The following is a 16,464-nucleotide window of genomic DNA, read 5'->3' as shown; positions in this document are numbered from 1 at the left end:
TATTATTCAAACTCTTTGGACGAGAGATTAATATGATTATATTTAAGTACACTTTTGTATATTTAATTATTCATATTCTTCATAATATGCATTTTCTATATCACATCCAAATTTTTTAGAGCCAAAATGGAGCCAATATTATATAAGAAATTGCAATCCCAAAAATTTATACTTATCATCTTTTTTCCCATTTCCAACTCTTATTCCCCATCTTTCGTTTAAAAATGCAATCAACATTAATCCTCTTTTTAATATAGCCATAGAATCCCAATCCTTATAATCTGCTATTTCAATTTCAGCATATGTACCATATTTATATCCAACAGGATTTTGTGTATTAGATTTTTTTTCAGGAAACGATTTATTCCCTAGTTTTCCATTCTTTTCTGAAGAAATTGCGACAAAATTTCCTAATGAATTTTTTAAAGCATTTTTTTGTTTAGAAGTATATTCTCTAAATAACTCAATCCAATACTTGTTATGAGAATTCTCAGGATATATATGTTCTATCGAATTATATCCTCTTTCATATATCTCCCATCTATTCAATTTATTGATATTAGTTTTGCTTTTTTTCATTAAAGAATATTCATATTCGCATAAGAAATATCGTAGCCAACTTGTACGATAAAATCCATTTTTTGAGTAATATAATACTGTTTTTTTATTCAATTCCGTCGAATTAACAAGGGATTCATATAACTTTTTCAATTTATCAATTATCCCTTGAATTACCCATTCCCCCTTATTTAATTTAACAACAGCCTCTGCAAAATTAAATAAATTTATACAAAGTTCTTCTATTGCCTCTCCATCATAAAACTCTATGGAAAATAAGTACTTTTCTAATATTTTTAGAAAATTTAATAATGTCTTATTATTATTATTACACGCTCTAAAACACGCCAAAAGAAAAACATTCAAGTATGAAAAATCTATCATATATCTACTTCTATAAAATCTTCTTCTAATTGAAAAAAAGTTAATCTTATCAATATACTCTTTGATTTCATCATCATATTTAGATGACAACGGATTTTTTATATCACCCCAAAAGTCAATACACTCACTCAAACTTTGAATATAATTAAAACAATCTTCAATTGTTAATGATTTGTCAAAAATTTTTTGAACAACAAAATAGTCATTTAATAAATAATTACTCTGCCATTGTCCCAAGTGATCATATCTTCTTGTATAGCTCTCTTTTTCTAATTCATCTATATTTTTTGCAAAATATAGCATAAAATGAGTAACTAAAAATTCATCGTCGAGTAAAACCCTTTCCTTACTTTTTCCTAATATATGATATATCTTTTTCCAACATTCATTTATATCACGTCGTAATCTGCTTTTATCAGCATCAGCAACATTAAGCAATGTAGACACATAAATCAACCTATTTTTTAACAATTCCAAATTAGATAAAGGTTTTCCTCTATTATTCATCGTTTCAAATGTCACATACACATCTATATCATCTGATATAATATACATATTAAAAAGAAAATGTTGTGTTATTTTTGTATAAACCTCTTCCAATTGGTTAACATCCATATCAATCATTTTTTCATAAAAAAATCGTTTTGCCTCCCCCAAATTATTAGTATATATAGTTTCATTTTCACTTGAGGCAATAACCACTTTTTCATCGTAAACTTGAGAAATCAAATATGCAAAACTAGGATTCTCTCTCTCATAACTATACATATATGTTCGATTCTTATTAGCATCTTGATATTCAAAAATAAATTTTCTGGATATTTCATCATATGTGGTATAATTTAGCTTTTCTATGTTTTTCTCTTGCATAATTTGACAAATAACATATATCAAGATTATAGACGTTGTCAATCTTTGCTGTCCATCAACTACATAAAAAGGTATGTATCGTTTCGCATCAATAATCCACAAATCATCAATCCACTTTTTATAATCCTCTTCTTTAGCTGGTTCTAGTGTCAAAACACCTACATAATGATTCTTTTTATTCTCTAATCTACATAAATCCCCCCAAAAATCTTTCACTTCCTTTAGCGTCCATGCATATCCTCTTTGATAATCAGGAATACGAAATATTTTTTCTGAAAATATTTTTGACATTGATAACAATTGTTCCATATCATTTTCTCCTTTGTTCCTGCATATTTATTAGTTCTATCAGTCAATTACCTTCACAAAATTACCAATCTATTTTACCATATTATTTGTGATTTTTCTACACAGCCTACTTTCATCAATTCTTCCTTCTCCGATACACATATTCAATCCATCAAATTATAATTATCTTTACTTGTATCATATAAATATTTTACCATAAACGGTCTATACCACAATCAAACCATTACCCTTTCTCTTTTTCTATCCTTTATCTATCACACACTTTTCCTAACTCTCATACCTAAAAAACTCCCTAGCCATCATCTCCGCCGTAGCCCGATTGTACCCTTTCTTCAAATACCCCTGCACAATCGTTCCAAACATTCCTTTAACCATATCATCCTCGATAGCACAATATGCCTGCATCTCCCCGGATAGTGCCATCGCCACATATTCTATCGGCTTTTCATCCAATAATTTATGTAACTTTGCCAGTGACTGCTCTGTTGTTCTCAGAGCTGCCTCTACTTCTTCGCACTTTATCCGAAACATATTCCCATCTGCAAACCATACTTCAACATAGCCGTTATCCATGTTATGAGCACATTCCACGATATTATCCGTTCGATTATCTTTCATCTCATCAATCCATCCTTCCAATTATCTTGTCCAATAAGACCTGTCATACCGCCTTATCTGTTGCTCTGTACGCTCCTGTTCCTTTACCTTACGAATAATCGTATCAATCTGCTCTGCACCGGCATATCTCTTCACACGCTCCAGATCATTAGCCTTTTCCTGCAACAGCTCTGTCCTATCACTCATATCCTTAATCTTGCCCTTGTAAAACTCCACATCCTCTGACAATCTCTTCTTTTCTTTTCGCAATTGCAGGACTTCCTCTTTTAGCCTTACACACTGGATTGTCAGATTCTTTATCAGTGTTTTAAGCTTATTCACAAATGGTATAACCATCTTATCCCGAAATGACTTAGCACTTGCAAATGCTCCCGGTTCCGGCAATTGCCACTCCGGTGCTTCATCATACTTTCTTACATCACGCTGTAATAACTGCTCCGACTGCACCATCTGCTCTATATGGCTCTTAAGCTCATTCTGTTGCTTTTCAAGTTGAACATTATTCTGTTGCAAATCATTATATTTCTGTCTTAATGCCTGATTATCAGATTTCAATGAATCATTCCTTTGCTCCAGAGTGTGATTGTCAGCAGATAACTGATCATTCACATTCTTCAATTTACTATTCGTATATTGTAAATCTTCATGCCGTTGTTCCAGTTCTTCATTATCTGTCTGCAACTGTAACTGCTTTTGCTTCAAATCATGATTTTCCATGCGAAGTCTGTCCTTGTGGCTTTCAAGCCTTGTATTCTCCATCCTCAAATTCTGATTACCTGCAAGCAGTACTTCCTTCTCCTGTTGTGCTATAGTTCTCTCTTCATTTGCCTTCTGTGTAGCTTCCTCAGCCAGTTCCTTTTCAATAGTGACATTCTGCAATTCCTGTTTCTTTACAGAAACCTCTTCTCCAAGCTGTGCAACCACCGAAGATATTTCCCGCTTCTGGCTATCCAATTCAGCTACTTCCCTTGCCCGCTCTTTCTTTTCAAATTCAAGCACCGACAAATGTTTCTCATGTGTACCCTTTTGCAGCCATTCCACACCATATCGCTCCATGACTGTAGCAAGTTCCTGCTTCTCTGATGCAATCCATTGATTTAATTCTGTTGCACCCCTTGTACCACCAGCAAATCCTTCTGCCGCTAGTGCAGATTTTAATGATACCCTTGTATCAATTCCTCGCTTACTTCCTGTAATATATGGTACAAAATCAATATGCAAATGCGGTGTTTCTTCATCCATATGCAAATGTGCCGAGAATACATATAAGTTCGGATTTCTGGCTTGGAACTCGTCCATAAATTCCGTTAAAATCCTTTTTGCCAACAATCCATCTTCACTTTTGGCATTCATATCATCTTTATTTCCAATCTGAAATATCACTTCATGAAATAACTTTTCCTGCTTACCCCTCCTGATTTTTTCATAGTAATTATCAATCATGCGATCTTTTCGTTTCTGTTTTGCATTATATCGTTCCAGTGCTTCATCAAATAATTTATGATAAACCTGCTTAATATCTTCCTGGCAAAATTCCACATTATCAGCACTTCTGTTTTTATCTACATTCTTAGCTGTAAATGCTCTGGTATTATGGTTCACAGAACCTTTTCCGATCATTGCACTTATCGTTCTCTCCATAGGCAATCTTCCCCTTTCTTTTATCTGTCATATTAGCGCCGGATATCGGCATAGAGCGAGGTTTCCTCGCTCTGGCTTTGTTACTTTCGTCGAAAGTAACGCAAAAGCACTTTTGACAGCTACCCCATCAAAAATGCAACCTGACAAGTCAGGTTTTGCGCCCTGCCGGGAGCTTTTCTGCCTACGGCAGTCAGTGTACACAAGCCTCCACTGTGTCAACCACACCACATTTTCCTTATCCATTCTAACGGAAGCGTGACACGCAGCCGTTATATATGTTTAAGAAAAACTACCACCGAAAGCTCTCCGGCACACCTCGTCTATCCAAATATTCCTTTCGAGCCTTTTCCTTTTCTTCTGTTGGTGCAGTCTTATATTTTGTATATAATTCTCTCATTACCATTGCATCCAGTTTCTTCTCTAGTCCCTGTTTTATCTGAGGCAACAGTTCCTCCTGTTCCAACATAAAATATCTCATTATCGCAACGAAAAGTTCTTCTGAAATCTGTACATTTTTCATATCAATCCACCATTCCTTTCCTAACTCGTTCAAGACCGCAACACTGCAAAGTCTATATGCTTTGCAACCTTGCAAAGTTTATCTCCGCAATTTCTATATAGCCTGCAATGTTGCGTTCTTACCCTATCTCTGTTTTACTGTATCCAGTTCCCAATACCACAAGTTATTGATTTTCTTTGCCCGGATGCCCAATTCTTTCTTTGCATTTTCCATTGTTCTCTTTGAAATGCCCTGTTCATCAGCCATTTCAAAAACTTCATTACTCTGCACCATATTAGTTGTTTCTGCCAATTCACGAAGCATTTGCTTTGCCTGTTCCAGCTTATTTGCCTTTGGTGCAATACCGCCAAGTACTTCATCTGCGGTAATCTCATAATCTCCCAACCAATGAAGGCCCATTTCTGATAGCATAAATGCCTTTGGATGTCCAAATGCCGCAAGATTATTCTTTATCTGAACAACTGCTCTTGTATTAGGTTCTCCCTCTATTCTGCCGACCAGAAGCACACTCCTCGCCACAGCAAAGAAGTCAATGGAACCCATGCCCCTGTATGCTGCTTTATTCCCCGATGCCTTATTCATATGACCAATAAGAAGAATTGCACACTGGTATTTCTCTGCTAATGCTCCCAGCTTCTTTGTCATATCTCTTGCCTCATTTGCCCGGTTCATATCCATACCACCACCGAGATACGCCTGTATCGGGTCTAATATCAATACTTTTGCCTCAGTCTTAGCAAGCGCCTCTTCCAGTCTTTCATCTGCCATAGATAAAGATTTATCACTTTCATCAATAACCAGTATCTTTTCACAGTCCGCCCCGGCAATTTCAAGCCTCGGCTTTACTGTATCTGCCAGTCCATCCTCTGCTGTCTGATAAATGACATTTACCGGCTCCTGCACATCCATATCACTGTCGAGACATTCTCCCTTTGACAGCTTTGCTGCTATGTTTAACACCAATGTGGTCTTTCCATCACCCGGATCTCCCTGAATAATTGTCAGCTTCCCATATGGTATAAACGGATACCACAGCCATTTCACTTCCTGTGACTCAACCTCCGACATTCGTATCATCTTTAATTCTGTCTTCTGTTCCTCCATAAAAGTCCTCCATTTTCCAATCTTTTATTTGCTCCTTAGAAGAACCTCTGCTATACTCTAGTTGTATTTATATGTGTAACAGAGGTCTTCTTTTGTTACCGCAAGTCCTAACAGTTGCCGCTGTCAGGACTTTTTTCTTTATCAACTTGTACTCCCTGCCAGAGATACTTTGCACCATCCAGCATTGCAATAATCGCCTGTAATATATCCATACAGTCATTTCGCATATCTGCCAGACCATCAGCCGTTAGCGTTACCTCCTTCTGTTCCAGTTGCTTTACAAGTACAGAAATATTTGTCTGCATATTCTGTAATTCCTCTACAAGCTTGTAAATTACCTCTTTCTTGCCTACAACACATATTCTGTTATAAATACAGGAACGTACAAAATAATCTTTCTTCTGCATACCGCTTGCAAGTATCTTGGCTTCAATCATTTCCCTCTCTCTGTCCGATACTCGAAAGCTGATTGTTGGATGTTTGTGTACTCCGCTCATAACTCGTCCTCCTCATTCTCCAGTTCTAGTCTATCTGCCAGTTCTGCCTGCTTATTAGGGTATAAATGTGAATAAGTATTTAATGTTGTTTCTATTTTTTCATGTCCCAGCCGCTCCGCTATTGCCAAAGGCTGAAATCCAAGTTCCACCAGAAGCGATGCGTGGCTGTGACGCAAATCATGAATACGGATTCTCTTAACTCCTGTTTCCTTTATGCCTCGTACAATCTCATGCTCCATATAAGATTTTGTAAACCGGAACATTCTTTCATTTGGCATAATTCCATATAAATGACTGCAATATTCTTTTAATTCTTCTACCAGAAATGGTGGAATAGTAATCTTACGATTGCTCTTTGGTGTCTTAGGTGGTGTAATTACATCCTTTCCATCCAATCTCTGATATGATTTGGAAATGCTTATAATTCGTTTTTCCAAATCAATATCTTCATAGGTGAGTGCTAGCAATTCTCCTATACGCATTCCGGTCCAATACAAAAGCATAAATGCCATTCTCGCCTCTGGTTTCTTATCCATAGACGAAAGAAACTGCTTAAACTCCTGTTTTGTCCAGAACTCCATATCATCAGCCTTGCTTTTCCCGATACTTCCTGCTTTCCTACATGGATTATCGTTCAAGTCATAATATCTGACCGCATAATTGAATAGTGCTGCCAACTGGTTATTAATACTTTTAAGATAAGTCGGTGCGTACCCCTGCTTAATCAATTCATTCTGCCAAGCCCTGATATCTGAAGTCTTAATCTCACACATCTTTTTCTTTTTGAAATATGGTGTAACTTTCAAATCAAACACATATCTTTTATTCTTGATTGTGCTTTCTCTAAGCCGGTTCTCCACATCAGCGAAATAGATTTCAACAAAATTCTCAAAGTTAATATCCAAATCTTTTCTCTGCTGTTGCCGGAAGTTACGCTCCCACTCCTCTGCTTCTGCCTTTGTCTTAAAGCCTCTTTTGTTCTTTTTATGGCGTACACCCTGCCAGTCCTCATAATAGAACTGGCAGCGCCATGTTTTACCATCTCGTGTAGCTGGCATATCATCGTCTCCTCTCCATTAACCAACTGCCATACCATAAAACTTTTCTTCAAAATACTTTGTAGGTACCTTGCCTGAAATCACTCGATAGCCTTTTTCTTTTAATTCATTATTAAGACCACGAATGATTTTGTAAGCATATCCTCTTGATACTCCAAGAATCTGTGCAGCTTCATCTGCTGTTACATACATCTTCATCGTATTCTCCATATTGTGTTCTCCTTCCTGTTTTTATTTTAGTACACTTTTGTGACCTTATTTATTCGTATTATATAGTACACATTTGTGTCTGTCAAGCAATTTAACCAAATTTTTATACACAAATGTGTCCCATTGTGATAAAATAGGGGTAACAAATCATAAAGGAGCATTTTTTATGACTACTGGAGAAAAGATTAAATACTTTCGCAATATGCGTGGAATATCACAGGAAACGCTTGGTCAGTTGTCCGGCATAAATTCCGCAACAATAAAGAAATATGAATATGGAATCCGTAATCCAAAACCTGACCAGCTTTTAAAGATTGCCAATGCGCTAGGCATCAGCATTAATATTTTCATGGATTTTGATATAGAAACAGTTTCTGATGTATTATCATTACTGTTTAAACTGGATGACCAGATCGATATGAAATTTGAGGCAGATAAGGACGATGAGGGCAATTTCAAACCTGCTACTGTTAAGCTGTCCTTTAAGAACAACCTCATCAATAAAAAACTTTGTACCTATATGAAAGCTCTGGAAATTCGTGAAAATATGCTAAAAGCTAAAGATGATTATTCAGAAGAAGAGTATGCTGACAGTTTGCAGCATATCAATGAAAATATCGAAGAAATCAAGCAACACCTGCTTGATGACAATATGGTTGTCAAAAAAGGCACTGACCGCCTTACTGTAAAAAATTATCCAAATTAATGAAACCTCTTGAATTATCGGTCATAAGATGATAATATCTAATTAAACAGAAAGCACCCACTCCAAAGGTGGATGCTCCGAGTTTAGGTTAATGAATGTCCTTAAGGACACCGCCTATCCTGTGGATCAGACAGGATAGGCATTTTTATTTTCGCTTGTTTCTCTTATCGAGAAAGGCAAGCAGCGCTACAATCAAGCTACCAAAGGACATCAACAATGCTAATATCCCAATGAAAATCGAAATGATCTCATAAGCCGTCATCGGCGCTAAGCAAGCCCTCCAGACACTTAACGCCCTGTCATGGGTACTTTCCTTAAAGAGTACCCTAACATATATCATATGTTCTGCAAGAACAATTGTAATTTGAATCTTATTTTATAGACCTATCCCCTATAAATATTTTAATATATCAGATAAGTTATTAATTTCCATATCAGCTTTTTCACTCTCATCTGTTATATTCCACAAACTTCCTAATCCCTGTTTTACCCATATAGTTTTCATACCCAACTGTTTTGCGGGTACAATATCATTATCAATACGGTCACCAATCATGACTGCATTCTCTGGCTTACAACAGCTTCTTTCCAATGCAATTTCAAATATGCGCCTATCAGGTTTTGAAACGCCTTCTTCTGCTGATGCGATAATCAAATCAATATATTTTCGTACTCCAAGATTTTCTAATCTCTCAGAAGTTCCTAATGATTGGTTTGCAATTACACCAATTTTATAAATTCTACTTAACTTTTTCAAACAATCTTTAGTATCTGTATACAGCCTCTCGTATTGCGATTCCCATTTAGGTAATTTCACCCCCAATTGCCTTGCTACCTCTAAATCTCCTTTTTTGTTTTCTTTATAAAACGACATGGCATATTTATAAATTTGCTCGTAAGTTAAACCTGATAAATCCGCTATCCTTTTCATCCTGTCTTCATAAACTTTGCTTTCATCAACCAATGTCGACCCAACATCAAAAAATAGCCATTTTATTTCGTCCTTTTTGGGGCAAAATCCTCTTTTTCTTGCTTCTTCTAGCAGTTTGGGTTGAATTTCTGGGTAAGTCCAATTAATCGGTAGTTCATCCATAATTGCTATTTTTTCAATTTCACTGTGAAGCTCTTTTTCAAATGTATGTATATCTGAGAAGAATAATTTTCCAAAAGTCTCCATTCCATCGAAATTATCTGGTGCAGTCACAGAATATATACAAATTGGAGTAATATCAAAAGTTATTGCTCCTGTTTCTTCATATAGTTCTCGTTTGGCTGTTTCAAGAATATCCTCACCATCTTCTCTATGTCCCCCCGGTGCCTCCCATGTATTTCTTTCCTTGTGCTTGCAAAATACCCATTTACCATTATGTCTGGCAATAATAACTGCAAACTTCAGCATTGAATCATTAATACTATCATAAAAATTCACTTTCGTCATATAATGCTCCTTATTAGATTTCATCTATTTTCTTGCCATTATTGCTCTCACAAATAGAGCCAAACTAGAGCCATTTGATAAAACAAATGCCGGAAACCCGCATAAATACAGGCTTTCGGCATTTTAATCCGTTATTCAAACTCCAGACCGACAGTACGGAGTATAAAGCAAAATCGTTGATTTTAAGCCATTTTTAGGCAATATAAGTAACTATAAAACCATATAAAAATATTAAAAAATGCAATTTTAATGCAATGAGGTGCAATTAAAATTATCTGATTTGTACCTAATCCCAAATCTCAATATCGACTATTTAGTTAAAGGCGTTCAATAAATGAGCGTCTTTTTTCATACCCAAAATCGAAAGGAGAAAGAGAAAATATGAATAAGCTAGTAAAGCGATTACTGACAGGAACGCTTGCTTTTGCAACCATTCTCACGGCATTACCAGTGACGGCGGTTCACGCTTCCGGCAATCAATACTGGACAGAATCAGCAGAACGTGTCGGCTACATTGAACACGTTATGAATGATGGTTCTATCAAATCCACATTTAATGAGGGACACATGAAAGTTGAGGGCGAAACTGCCTACTGCGTGGACATCAATACCAGTTTCAAGAATGGATATAAAACAAGGTCTGACGCAAGTACACGCATGAGTAGTGATCAGATTGCGGACGTTGCTCTTTCATTAGAGTACGTCAAGCAATATACCGCTACTCATACAGGACTGAATAACAACCAGAAGTATTTGCTGGAACAGTGTGTTGTCTGGCAGAGATTGAGTGAACAGCTCGGCTGGCAGTGTGACAACGTCAGAGCTTCTTATAATGAAATCTCACAGACAATACAAAATGAAGTGTACACTGGTGCGAAAGCATTTGTGAAAGAAAACAAAGGACGCTATGAATGTGGTGGTTATATCTACACTGGCGAAGGACAGGACATCGGACAGTTCTGGGCAAAGTTAAATGTAGGAAATGCAAAGGTCAAAAAGACTTCTTCCAATCCCACGGTCACAGATGATAACGCCAACTATTCCTTTGAGGGTGCAACATTTGGTGTCTATTCTGATAAGGGCTGTAACAGCCAGCTTGCCACACTTACTGCCGATGGAAACGGCGATACCAAAGAAATTGAGGTAAAAGCAGGAACAGTTTACATCAAAGAGCTTTCTGCTCCAAAGGGTTACAAGCTGGATTCTACAGTCCATGCCTTAAATGTGGAAGTTGGAAAAACAGCGACATTGACTGTTTCTGACACTCCAAAGGTCACAGAAACTTTGATTGATTTATTCAAAATCGACATGGAAACAGGAAAATCCACTCCACAGGGAAATGCATCTTTAGAGGGTGCAGAGTTCACATGGAGCTATTATGACGATTACTACAATGCAGACAATCTTCCTGCAAAGGCTACCCGTACATGGACAACTAAAACCGTTGCAGAAACAGACCGTGACGGAACTATCCATTATGTATCCAGACTTGCCGACAGCTACAAAGTATCCGGCGACAGCTTCTATACACAGGACGGTAAGAATGTACTGCCACTTGGTACACTCACTGTCACAGAAACAAAAGCACCAAACGGCTACTTATTAGATGGTGCATATATGCAGACTGACGGAAGTTCTGAACAGATTAAGGGGACGTACCTTACACAGATTTCCGAAGATGGCGAACTTGCCGTACTCTCTGGAAGTAACCAGTATTCCGTATCTGACAAGGTTATCCGTGGCGGTGTGAAAATCCAGAAACGTGACCTTGAAACAAAGGATACCAAAGCACAGGGAAGTGCGACCTTACAGTACACAGAATTTAATATCATTTCCTTAAATGACAGTCCTGTACTGGTTGAGGGGAAATTATACAACAAGAATGAAACTGTCAAGAAGATTCAGACAGGCATTGATGGAATTGCTTCTACTTCTGCTGACTTGCTTCCTTACGGAAATTACAGATTAGAAGAAAGTAAAGCACCAGAGGGCTACTTGGCAGACGGTGCAAAAGCAATCGACTTTTCTATCACGGAAGATGGAAAAATCGTGGACTTGACTGACAAATCTCACTCTGTCTACAACCAGATTAAGCGTGGCGATATTGAGGGTGTAAAAATCGGTGCAGGTACACACAAACGCCTTGCAGGTGTTCCATTCAGAATCACAAGCAAGACAACGGGAGAATCCCATATTGTAGTTACTGACAAAAATGGTCAGTTCTCCACTGCTTCAAGCTGGGCTTCCCACAAGGTCAATACCAATGCCGGAAAATCCAGTGAGGACGGTGTATGGTTTGGGACATCTGAACCAGACGACAGCAAAGGTGCATTACTCTATGATACCTATGTGATTGAGGAATTAAAGTGTGATTCCAACGCCGGATTTAAGCTGATTCCAGCTTTTGAGGTAGTCGTATCCAGAAATAAAGTGACTGTAGATTTAGGGACACTGACCGATGAATACGAAAAAGAAATCAAAATCCATACCACAGCTACCGACAAGAAAACAGGCGAAAAAATGATTGTTGCCGGAAAAGACATCAAGATCGTGGACAAAGTCACACTTGATGGCTTGGAAACAGGCAGAAAATATAAACTTTCCGGCTGGCAGATGGTAAAGGAAGAAAATGCGGAACTTCTGATTGACGGGAAACGTGTAGACAGTAATTATACTTTCACTGCTGACAGTGAAAAAATGACGGTTGAGATTACTTACAGTTTTGACGGTTCAGCTCTTGGCGGTCAGAACCTTGTTACTTTTGAGGAATTGTACGATATAAGCAATCCGAAAGAGCCTGTCAAGGTTGCCGAACATAAAGACATCAACGATGATGGACAGACTGTTCTTATCACAGAACGTATCATCAAAATCCATACGACCGCTACGGACAAGAACGGCAAGAAAGAAATCGAAGCCGGAAAAGATGTAACGATTGTGGATAAAGTCACATTAGATGGGCTGGAAATTGGAACAAAATACAAACTTTCCGGCTGGCAGATGTTAAAAGAGGAAAATGCAGAACTTCTGATTGATGGAAAGAAAGTATCCAATGATTATGAGTTTACAGCCGACAATGAAAAAATGACGGTTGAGATTGCATTTACCTTTGATGGTTCTTCTCTTGGTGGAAAGAGCCTTGTTACATTTGAGGAATTATACGATATGACCAATCCAGACGAACCAAAGAAAGTGACAGAACATAAGGACATCACAGACGATGGACAGACTGTGACAATCAAGGAAGTGCCGGAAGTCCCAGACACACCAAAGGATACTGACACGCCGGATACACCATCTACGGTTAAGACAAGTGACAGCCCAAAAACAGGCGACAATACCAATATCTATGCTTACCTTGCCATGCTCGGTCTTTCCTGCGTAGGGCTTGGCGGTATGCTTTACTTCAAACGCCGTAGAAAGAAATCATAAGGCGGTAATGTAGCGGTTGGTAGAGCGTTCAAGGTCGCCACCCTTTTTGCAACTTCACGCTCCCGTGAAGCTCTGATTTACGGGGGCGTGAAGTCCACTAGGGGCGTGGGGAGTGTAGCTCCCCACAAAGTACAGCAGGAAAGAAACTAAAACAGAAAGAAAAGAGGTCAATTATTTATGGAATTAAGATTTGTCGTACCAAACATGGAAAAGACATTCGGAAACTTGGAGTTTGCCGGAGAAAATACTACGGAACAACAGAGAATCAACGGGCGTATGGCTGTTATTACCAGAAGATACAACCTGTATTCCGATGTGCAGAGAGCCGATGATGTAGTTGTGACACTTCCTGCCAAAGCTGGCGAAAAGCATTTCTCGCCAGAGCAGAAAGTAAAACTTATCAACCCACGAATCACTACTGATGGCTATAAAATCGGAGAACGTGGATTTGTCAATTACATCTTACTTGCAGACGATATGTTACCAGCAGAAAATAAATAAGGGGGTATTCAGATTATGAGATTAGCAAATGGAATCGTCATTGATAAAGAAAAGACTTTCGGAGTGTTGAAGTTCTCCGCATTACGCCGTGAGGTTCATGTACAGAATGAAGATGGAACGGTCAGTGAAGAAATTAAGGAACGCACCTACGATTTGAAATGCAACACACAGGGACGCATGATACAGGTATCCGTTCCGGCGACTGTTCCGTTAAAGGACTATGACTACAACGCCGAAGTGGAACTTATCAACCCTGTTGCAGATACGGTAGCCAATGCAAATTATCGTGGTGCAGATGTTGATTGGTATGTAAAGGCAGATGATATTGTTTTGAAAAATAAATCTACTCATGCTGGAAATTCACAGAACAATGTTCCACAACAGCCAGCAAAGAAATAAATCCATAGCTTATAATTTTCATTGTACTGGTCAGACGTAATTGATATAATATAACAAATAAGCCAAATTGGGATTTGGCAGATTGAGAAAATGGCTAGAGCGTTTTTTGGTGATTGCTCCTAAATTATTATATCTTGAAAGGGTGAACTGTAATGCAAATAACAGATATAGTATCAAAAATTATTAAAACTGAAAAAATTCCAATTTATATGAGCGATTCAAAACTTTTTTCCTCTGTAACTTATCTAAAACCCAACTTAGATATACAAAGAGGTTTGTATTTGCCAAATTGTGATAGTTTAGAAGCATTAAAATATTGCAAAGCCAATATGCCAGATGGCTTCAGAAGAATAAAAGAGATGATATGTACAAAATGTGCGTTTGATGAAATTTCTTTTTGTGTATTCTCTATTCTTCATGAATGTGGACACTGGATTCAGTATAAAGATTTTATTGCTAAAGGACACAATGATTCTGAATTTATTTTCTGCTATGAATTGCAACGAGTTAAGCTTTATTCTGAAAGGGAGATTGAAAGTAAAAACTGTAGAAGTGAAGAAGATATTGTTACTTTAAATGAGAAATATGAAAAGCTTTATGCAGAACTACCTACGGAAAAATATGCCAATGATTTTGCACTAAACCATCTCTGCGAATCGATAAAAATGATTAAATAAGATGTGATTTATTATTGTCCAAAGCAAGATTAGTAATTTTACGTTTTAAATTTAATACTTATATTCACAAAGCAGTTAGTCTACATGATTGACTGCTTTTCTTATATCCAAAGAAAGGAGTTTTTATGAAAGCATGGAAAAAATCTAAAGGTAACAGGATTCGTGCCAGTGACAAATCACTGGTCTATCATTTCTGTATCGGCTGGCTGTTACTCCTGTTCGTTGCGGTGTTCCTGCTACTGAACCTGCGACAGCTTCTTGTTACAGACTGGAAAGAATTTAACCTGCTCCATGCCGGAATTACTTGGACTGCCTACAACTCCATTACGGTTCTGATAGCGACTGGTGTTTGTGTATTGGTCACTTTTCTCTACTACCGTTACGGATATGACCGTATCAAACGGTTGTTTCACAGGCAAAAACTGGCTCGCATGGTGCTGGAAAATAAATGGTATGAAGCGGAGAACACAAAAGACAGCGTTTTTTTCACTGACCTGCAAAGCAGATCAAGAGAAAAAATCGTGTGGTTTCCAAAGATTTATTACCAGATGGAAAAGGGACTGCTTCATATCTGCTGTGAAATCACAATGGGAAAATATCAAGAACAGCTCCTGTCCTTAGAGGATAAACTGGAATCGGGGCTGTACTGTGAGCTGACCGACAAGACACTGCATGACGGATACATCGAATACACCCTGCTCTATGATATGATAGCGAACCGTATTTCGATTGATGAAGTGATTGCCGAAAACGGCGGTCTGCGGTTAATGAAAAATCTGGTGTGGGAATACGATTCACTTCCCCATGCCCTTATCTGCGGTGGTACAGGTGGTGGAAAAACCTATTTTCTGCTGACCATCATTGAAGCCTTGCTTAGAACCAATGCGGATTTATACATTCTTGACCCGAAGAACGCTGACCTTGCAGACTTGGGAATGGTCATGGAAAATGTCTACCACACGAAAGACGATATGATTGACTGCGTCAATGCCTTTTATGAGGGCATGGTCACACGCTCGGAAGAAATGAAACTGCACCCGAACTACCGCACAGGGGAAAACTATGCCTATCTGGGGCTTGCTCCACAATTCCTTATCTTTGATGAATATGTGGCGTTCTTGGAAATGCTCACGACAAAAGAAAGCACCGCCCTGTTAAGCCAGCTAAAGAAAATCATCATGCTCGGCAGACAGGCTGGATACTTTCTGATTGTAGCTTGCCAGCGTCCAGACGCAAAGTATTTCGGGGACGGTATCAGAGATAACTTCAACTTCCGTGTGGGGCTTGGTCGCATGAGTGAACTCGGCTACGGTATGCTCTTTGGAAGTGATGTGAAAAAGCAGTTTTTCCAGAAGCGAATCAAAGGGCGTGGATACTGTGATGTGGGAACAAGTGTCATATCAGAATTTTATACTCCCCTTGTACCCAAAGGATATGATTTCTTGGGTACGATTGGAGAACTTGCACACATAAGGCAGGACGGACAGGTGGCGTGCGAAGCGAAAGCCACAGGTACGGACTAGCCTTGCTGGTGTGGCGGTA

At 38.1% G+C, this 16,464-nt stretch carries 15 protein-coding genes; 6 read left to right on the top strand and 9 right to left on the bottom strand.

The features are described 5' to 3' along the window. Positions 1 to 138 precede the first annotated feature (138 nt). The 8 genes from AB5213_RS15325 to AB5213_RS15290 form a co-directional block, all read right to left on the bottom strand. Positions 139 to 2,121: a DUF262 domain-containing protein gene (locus AB5213_RS15325; protein ID WP_138305253.1), complete on the bottom strand. Its 1,983-nt coding sequence runs from the start codon at positions 2,119 to 2,121 to the stop codon at positions 139 to 141. A gap of 267 nt (positions 2,122 to 2,388) precedes the next feature. Continuing rightward, on the bottom strand, positions 2,389 to 2,739 hold the full coding sequence (locus tag AB5213_RS15320; protein ID WP_368276899.1) for a DUF6061 family protein: 351 nt from the start codon (positions 2,737 to 2,739) through the stop codon (positions 2,389 to 2,391). A gap of 21 nt (positions 2,740 to 2,760) precedes the next feature. Next, a complete protein-coding gene (locus tag AB5213_RS15315) occupies positions 2,761 to 4,380 on the bottom strand; it encodes a plasmid recombination protein (protein WP_368276898.1) in 1,620 nt (539 codons plus the stop codon). A gap of 289 nt (positions 4,381 to 4,669) precedes the next feature. After that, complete coding sequence (locus AB5213_RS15310; RefSeq protein ID WP_368276897.1) at positions 4,670 to 4,900, bottom strand: complexin-2; 231 nt, start codon at positions 4,898 to 4,900, stop codon at positions 4,670 to 4,672. Positions 4,901 to 5,023: 123 nt separating this feature from the next. Further along, positions 5,024 to 6,004 carry an AAA family ATPase gene (locus AB5213_RS15305; protein ID WP_368276896.1) on the bottom strand — a complete coding sequence of 327 codons (981 nt, stop codon included), beginning with the start codon at positions 6,002 to 6,004 and terminating at the stop codon, positions 5,024 to 5,026. Between the two features lie 107 nt (positions 6,005 to 6,111). Then, positions 6,112 to 6,501: a hypothetical protein gene (locus AB5213_RS15300; protein ID WP_227596740.1), complete on the bottom strand. Its 390-nt coding sequence runs from the start codon at positions 6,499 to 6,501 to the stop codon at positions 6,112 to 6,114. Next, the gene (locus AB5213_RS15295) at positions 6,498 to 7,559 is read right to left on the bottom strand and encodes a tyrosine-type recombinase/integrase (RefSeq protein WP_368276895.1); all 1,062 of its coding nucleotides are present in this window, start codon (positions 7,557 to 7,559) and stop codon (positions 6,498 to 6,500) included. The genes AB5213_RS15300 and AB5213_RS15295 overlap by 4 nt, the downstream gene beginning before the upstream one ends. Before the next feature lie 18 nt (positions 7,560 to 7,577). Beyond that, complete coding sequence (locus AB5213_RS15290) at positions 7,578 to 7,769, bottom strand: ICEBs1 excisionase (RefSeq protein WP_116444116.1); 192 nt, start codon at positions 7,767 to 7,769, stop codon at positions 7,578 to 7,580. Positions 7,770 to 7,935: 166 nt separating this feature from the next. Between AB5213_RS15290 and AB5213_RS15285 the strand changes: the two genes are divergently transcribed. Beyond that, a complete protein-coding gene (locus AB5213_RS15285) occupies positions 7,936 to 8,475 on the top strand; it encodes a helix-turn-helix domain-containing protein (RefSeq protein WP_176935847.1) in 540 nt (179 codons plus the stop codon). A gap of 391 nt (positions 8,476 to 8,866) precedes the next feature. On the opposite strand, the gene AB5213_RS15280 is transcribed toward AB5213_RS15285, so the two are convergent. After that, a complete protein-coding gene (locus tag AB5213_RS15280; RefSeq protein ID WP_368276893.1) occupies positions 8,867 to 9,913 on the bottom strand; it encodes an HAD-IA family hydrolase in 1,047 nt (348 codons plus the stop codon). A gap of 381 nt (positions 9,914 to 10,294) precedes the next feature. On the opposite strand from AB5213_RS15280, the gene AB5213_RS15275 reads away from it, so the two are divergent. The 5 genes from AB5213_RS15275 (at position 10,295) to AB5213_RS15255 (ending at position 16,445) form a co-directional block, all read left to right on the top strand. Beyond that, on the top strand, positions 10,295 to 13,345 hold the full coding sequence (locus AB5213_RS15275; RefSeq protein WP_368276892.1) for a VaFE repeat-containing surface-anchored protein: 3,051 nt from the start codon (positions 10,295 to 10,297) through the stop codon (positions 13,343 to 13,345). 177 nt (positions 13,346 to 13,522) lie between these two features. Further along, positions 13,523 to 13,846 (top strand): YdcP family protein, encoded by a 324-nt coding sequence (locus AB5213_RS15270; RefSeq protein WP_368276891.1) that lies wholly within the window; start codon positions 13,523 to 13,525, stop codon positions 13,844 to 13,846. 15 nt (positions 13,847 to 13,861) lie between these two features. Further along, positions 13,862 to 14,245: a YdcP family protein gene (locus AB5213_RS15265; protein WP_368276890.1), complete on the top strand. Its 384-nt coding sequence runs from the start codon at positions 13,862 to 13,864 to the stop codon at positions 14,243 to 14,245. Positions 14,246 to 14,397: 152 nt separating this feature from the next. Further along, positions 14,398 to 14,922: a hypothetical protein gene (locus AB5213_RS15260; protein ID WP_368276889.1), complete on the top strand. Its 525-nt coding sequence runs from the start codon at positions 14,398 to 14,400 to the stop codon at positions 14,920 to 14,922. Between the two features lie 125 nt (positions 14,923 to 15,047). Then, on the top strand, positions 15,048 to 16,445 hold the full coding sequence (locus AB5213_RS15255; RefSeq protein WP_196021874.1) for an FtsK/SpoIIIE domain-containing protein: 1,398 nt from the start codon (positions 15,048 to 15,050) through the stop codon (positions 16,443 to 16,445). Positions 16,446 to 16,464 lie beyond the last annotated feature (19 nt).

Source organism: Coprococcus sp. RTP21204st1_G4_RTP21204_210225 (assembly GCF_040915385.1).
In the GTDB taxonomy this organism is placed as follows: Bacteria; Bacillota; Clostridia; order Lachnospirales; family Lachnospiraceae; genus Allocoprococcus; species Allocoprococcus comes.
This window is presented reverse-complemented; position numbering and strand designations above follow the sequence as displayed.

Coding starts and splice junctions, on each gene's coding strand:
- AB5213_RS15325 (WP_138305253.1), bottom strand. CDS start 2,121: ATGGAACAATTGTTATCAATGTCAAAAATATTTTCAGAAAAAATATTT.
- AB5213_RS15320 (WP_368276899.1), bottom strand. CDS start 2,739: ATGAAAGATAATCGAACGGATAATATCGTGGAATGTGCTCATAACATG.
- AB5213_RS15315 (WP_368276898.1), bottom strand. CDS start 4,380: ATGGAGAGAACGATAAGTGCAATGATCGGAAAAGGTTCTGTGAACCAT.
- AB5213_RS15310 (WP_368276897.1), bottom strand. CDS start 4,900: ATGAAAAATGTACAGATTTCAGAAGAACTTTTCGTTGCGATAATGAGA.
- AB5213_RS15305 (WP_368276896.1), bottom strand. CDS start 6,004: ATGGAGGAACAGAAGACAGAATTAAAGATGATACGAATGTCGGAGGTT.
- AB5213_RS15300 (WP_227596740.1), bottom strand. CDS start 6,501: ATGAGCGGAGTACACAAACATCCAACAATCAGCTTTCGAGTATCGGAC.
- AB5213_RS15295 (WP_368276895.1), bottom strand. CDS start 7,559: ATGCCAGCTACACGAGATGGTAAAACATGGCGCTGCCAGTTCTATTAT.
- AB5213_RS15290 (WP_116444116.1), bottom strand. CDS start 7,769: ATGGAGAATACGATGAAGATGTATGTAACAGCAGATGAAGCTGCACAG.
- AB5213_RS15285 (WP_176935847.1), top strand. CDS start 7,936: ATGACTACTGGAGAAAAGATTAAATACTTTCGCAATATGCGTGGAATA.
- AB5213_RS15280 (WP_368276893.1), bottom strand. CDS start 9,913: ATGACGAAAGTGAATTTTTATGATAGTATTAATGATTCAATGCTGAAG.
- AB5213_RS15275 (WP_368276892.1), top strand. CDS start 10,295: ATGAATAAGCTAGTAAAGCGATTACTGACAGGAACGCTTGCTTTTGCA.
- AB5213_RS15270 (WP_368276891.1), top strand. CDS start 13,523: ATGGAATTAAGATTTGTCGTACCAAACATGGAAAAGACATTCGGAAAC.
- AB5213_RS15265 (WP_368276890.1), top strand. CDS start 13,862: ATGAGATTAGCAAATGGAATCGTCATTGATAAAGAAAAGACTTTCGGA.
- AB5213_RS15260 (WP_368276889.1), top strand. CDS start 14,398: ATGCAAATAACAGATATAGTATCAAAAATTATTAAAACTGAAAAAATT.
- AB5213_RS15255 (WP_196021874.1), top strand. CDS start 15,048: ATGAAAGCATGGAAAAAATCTAAAGGTAACAGGATTCGTGCCAGTGAC.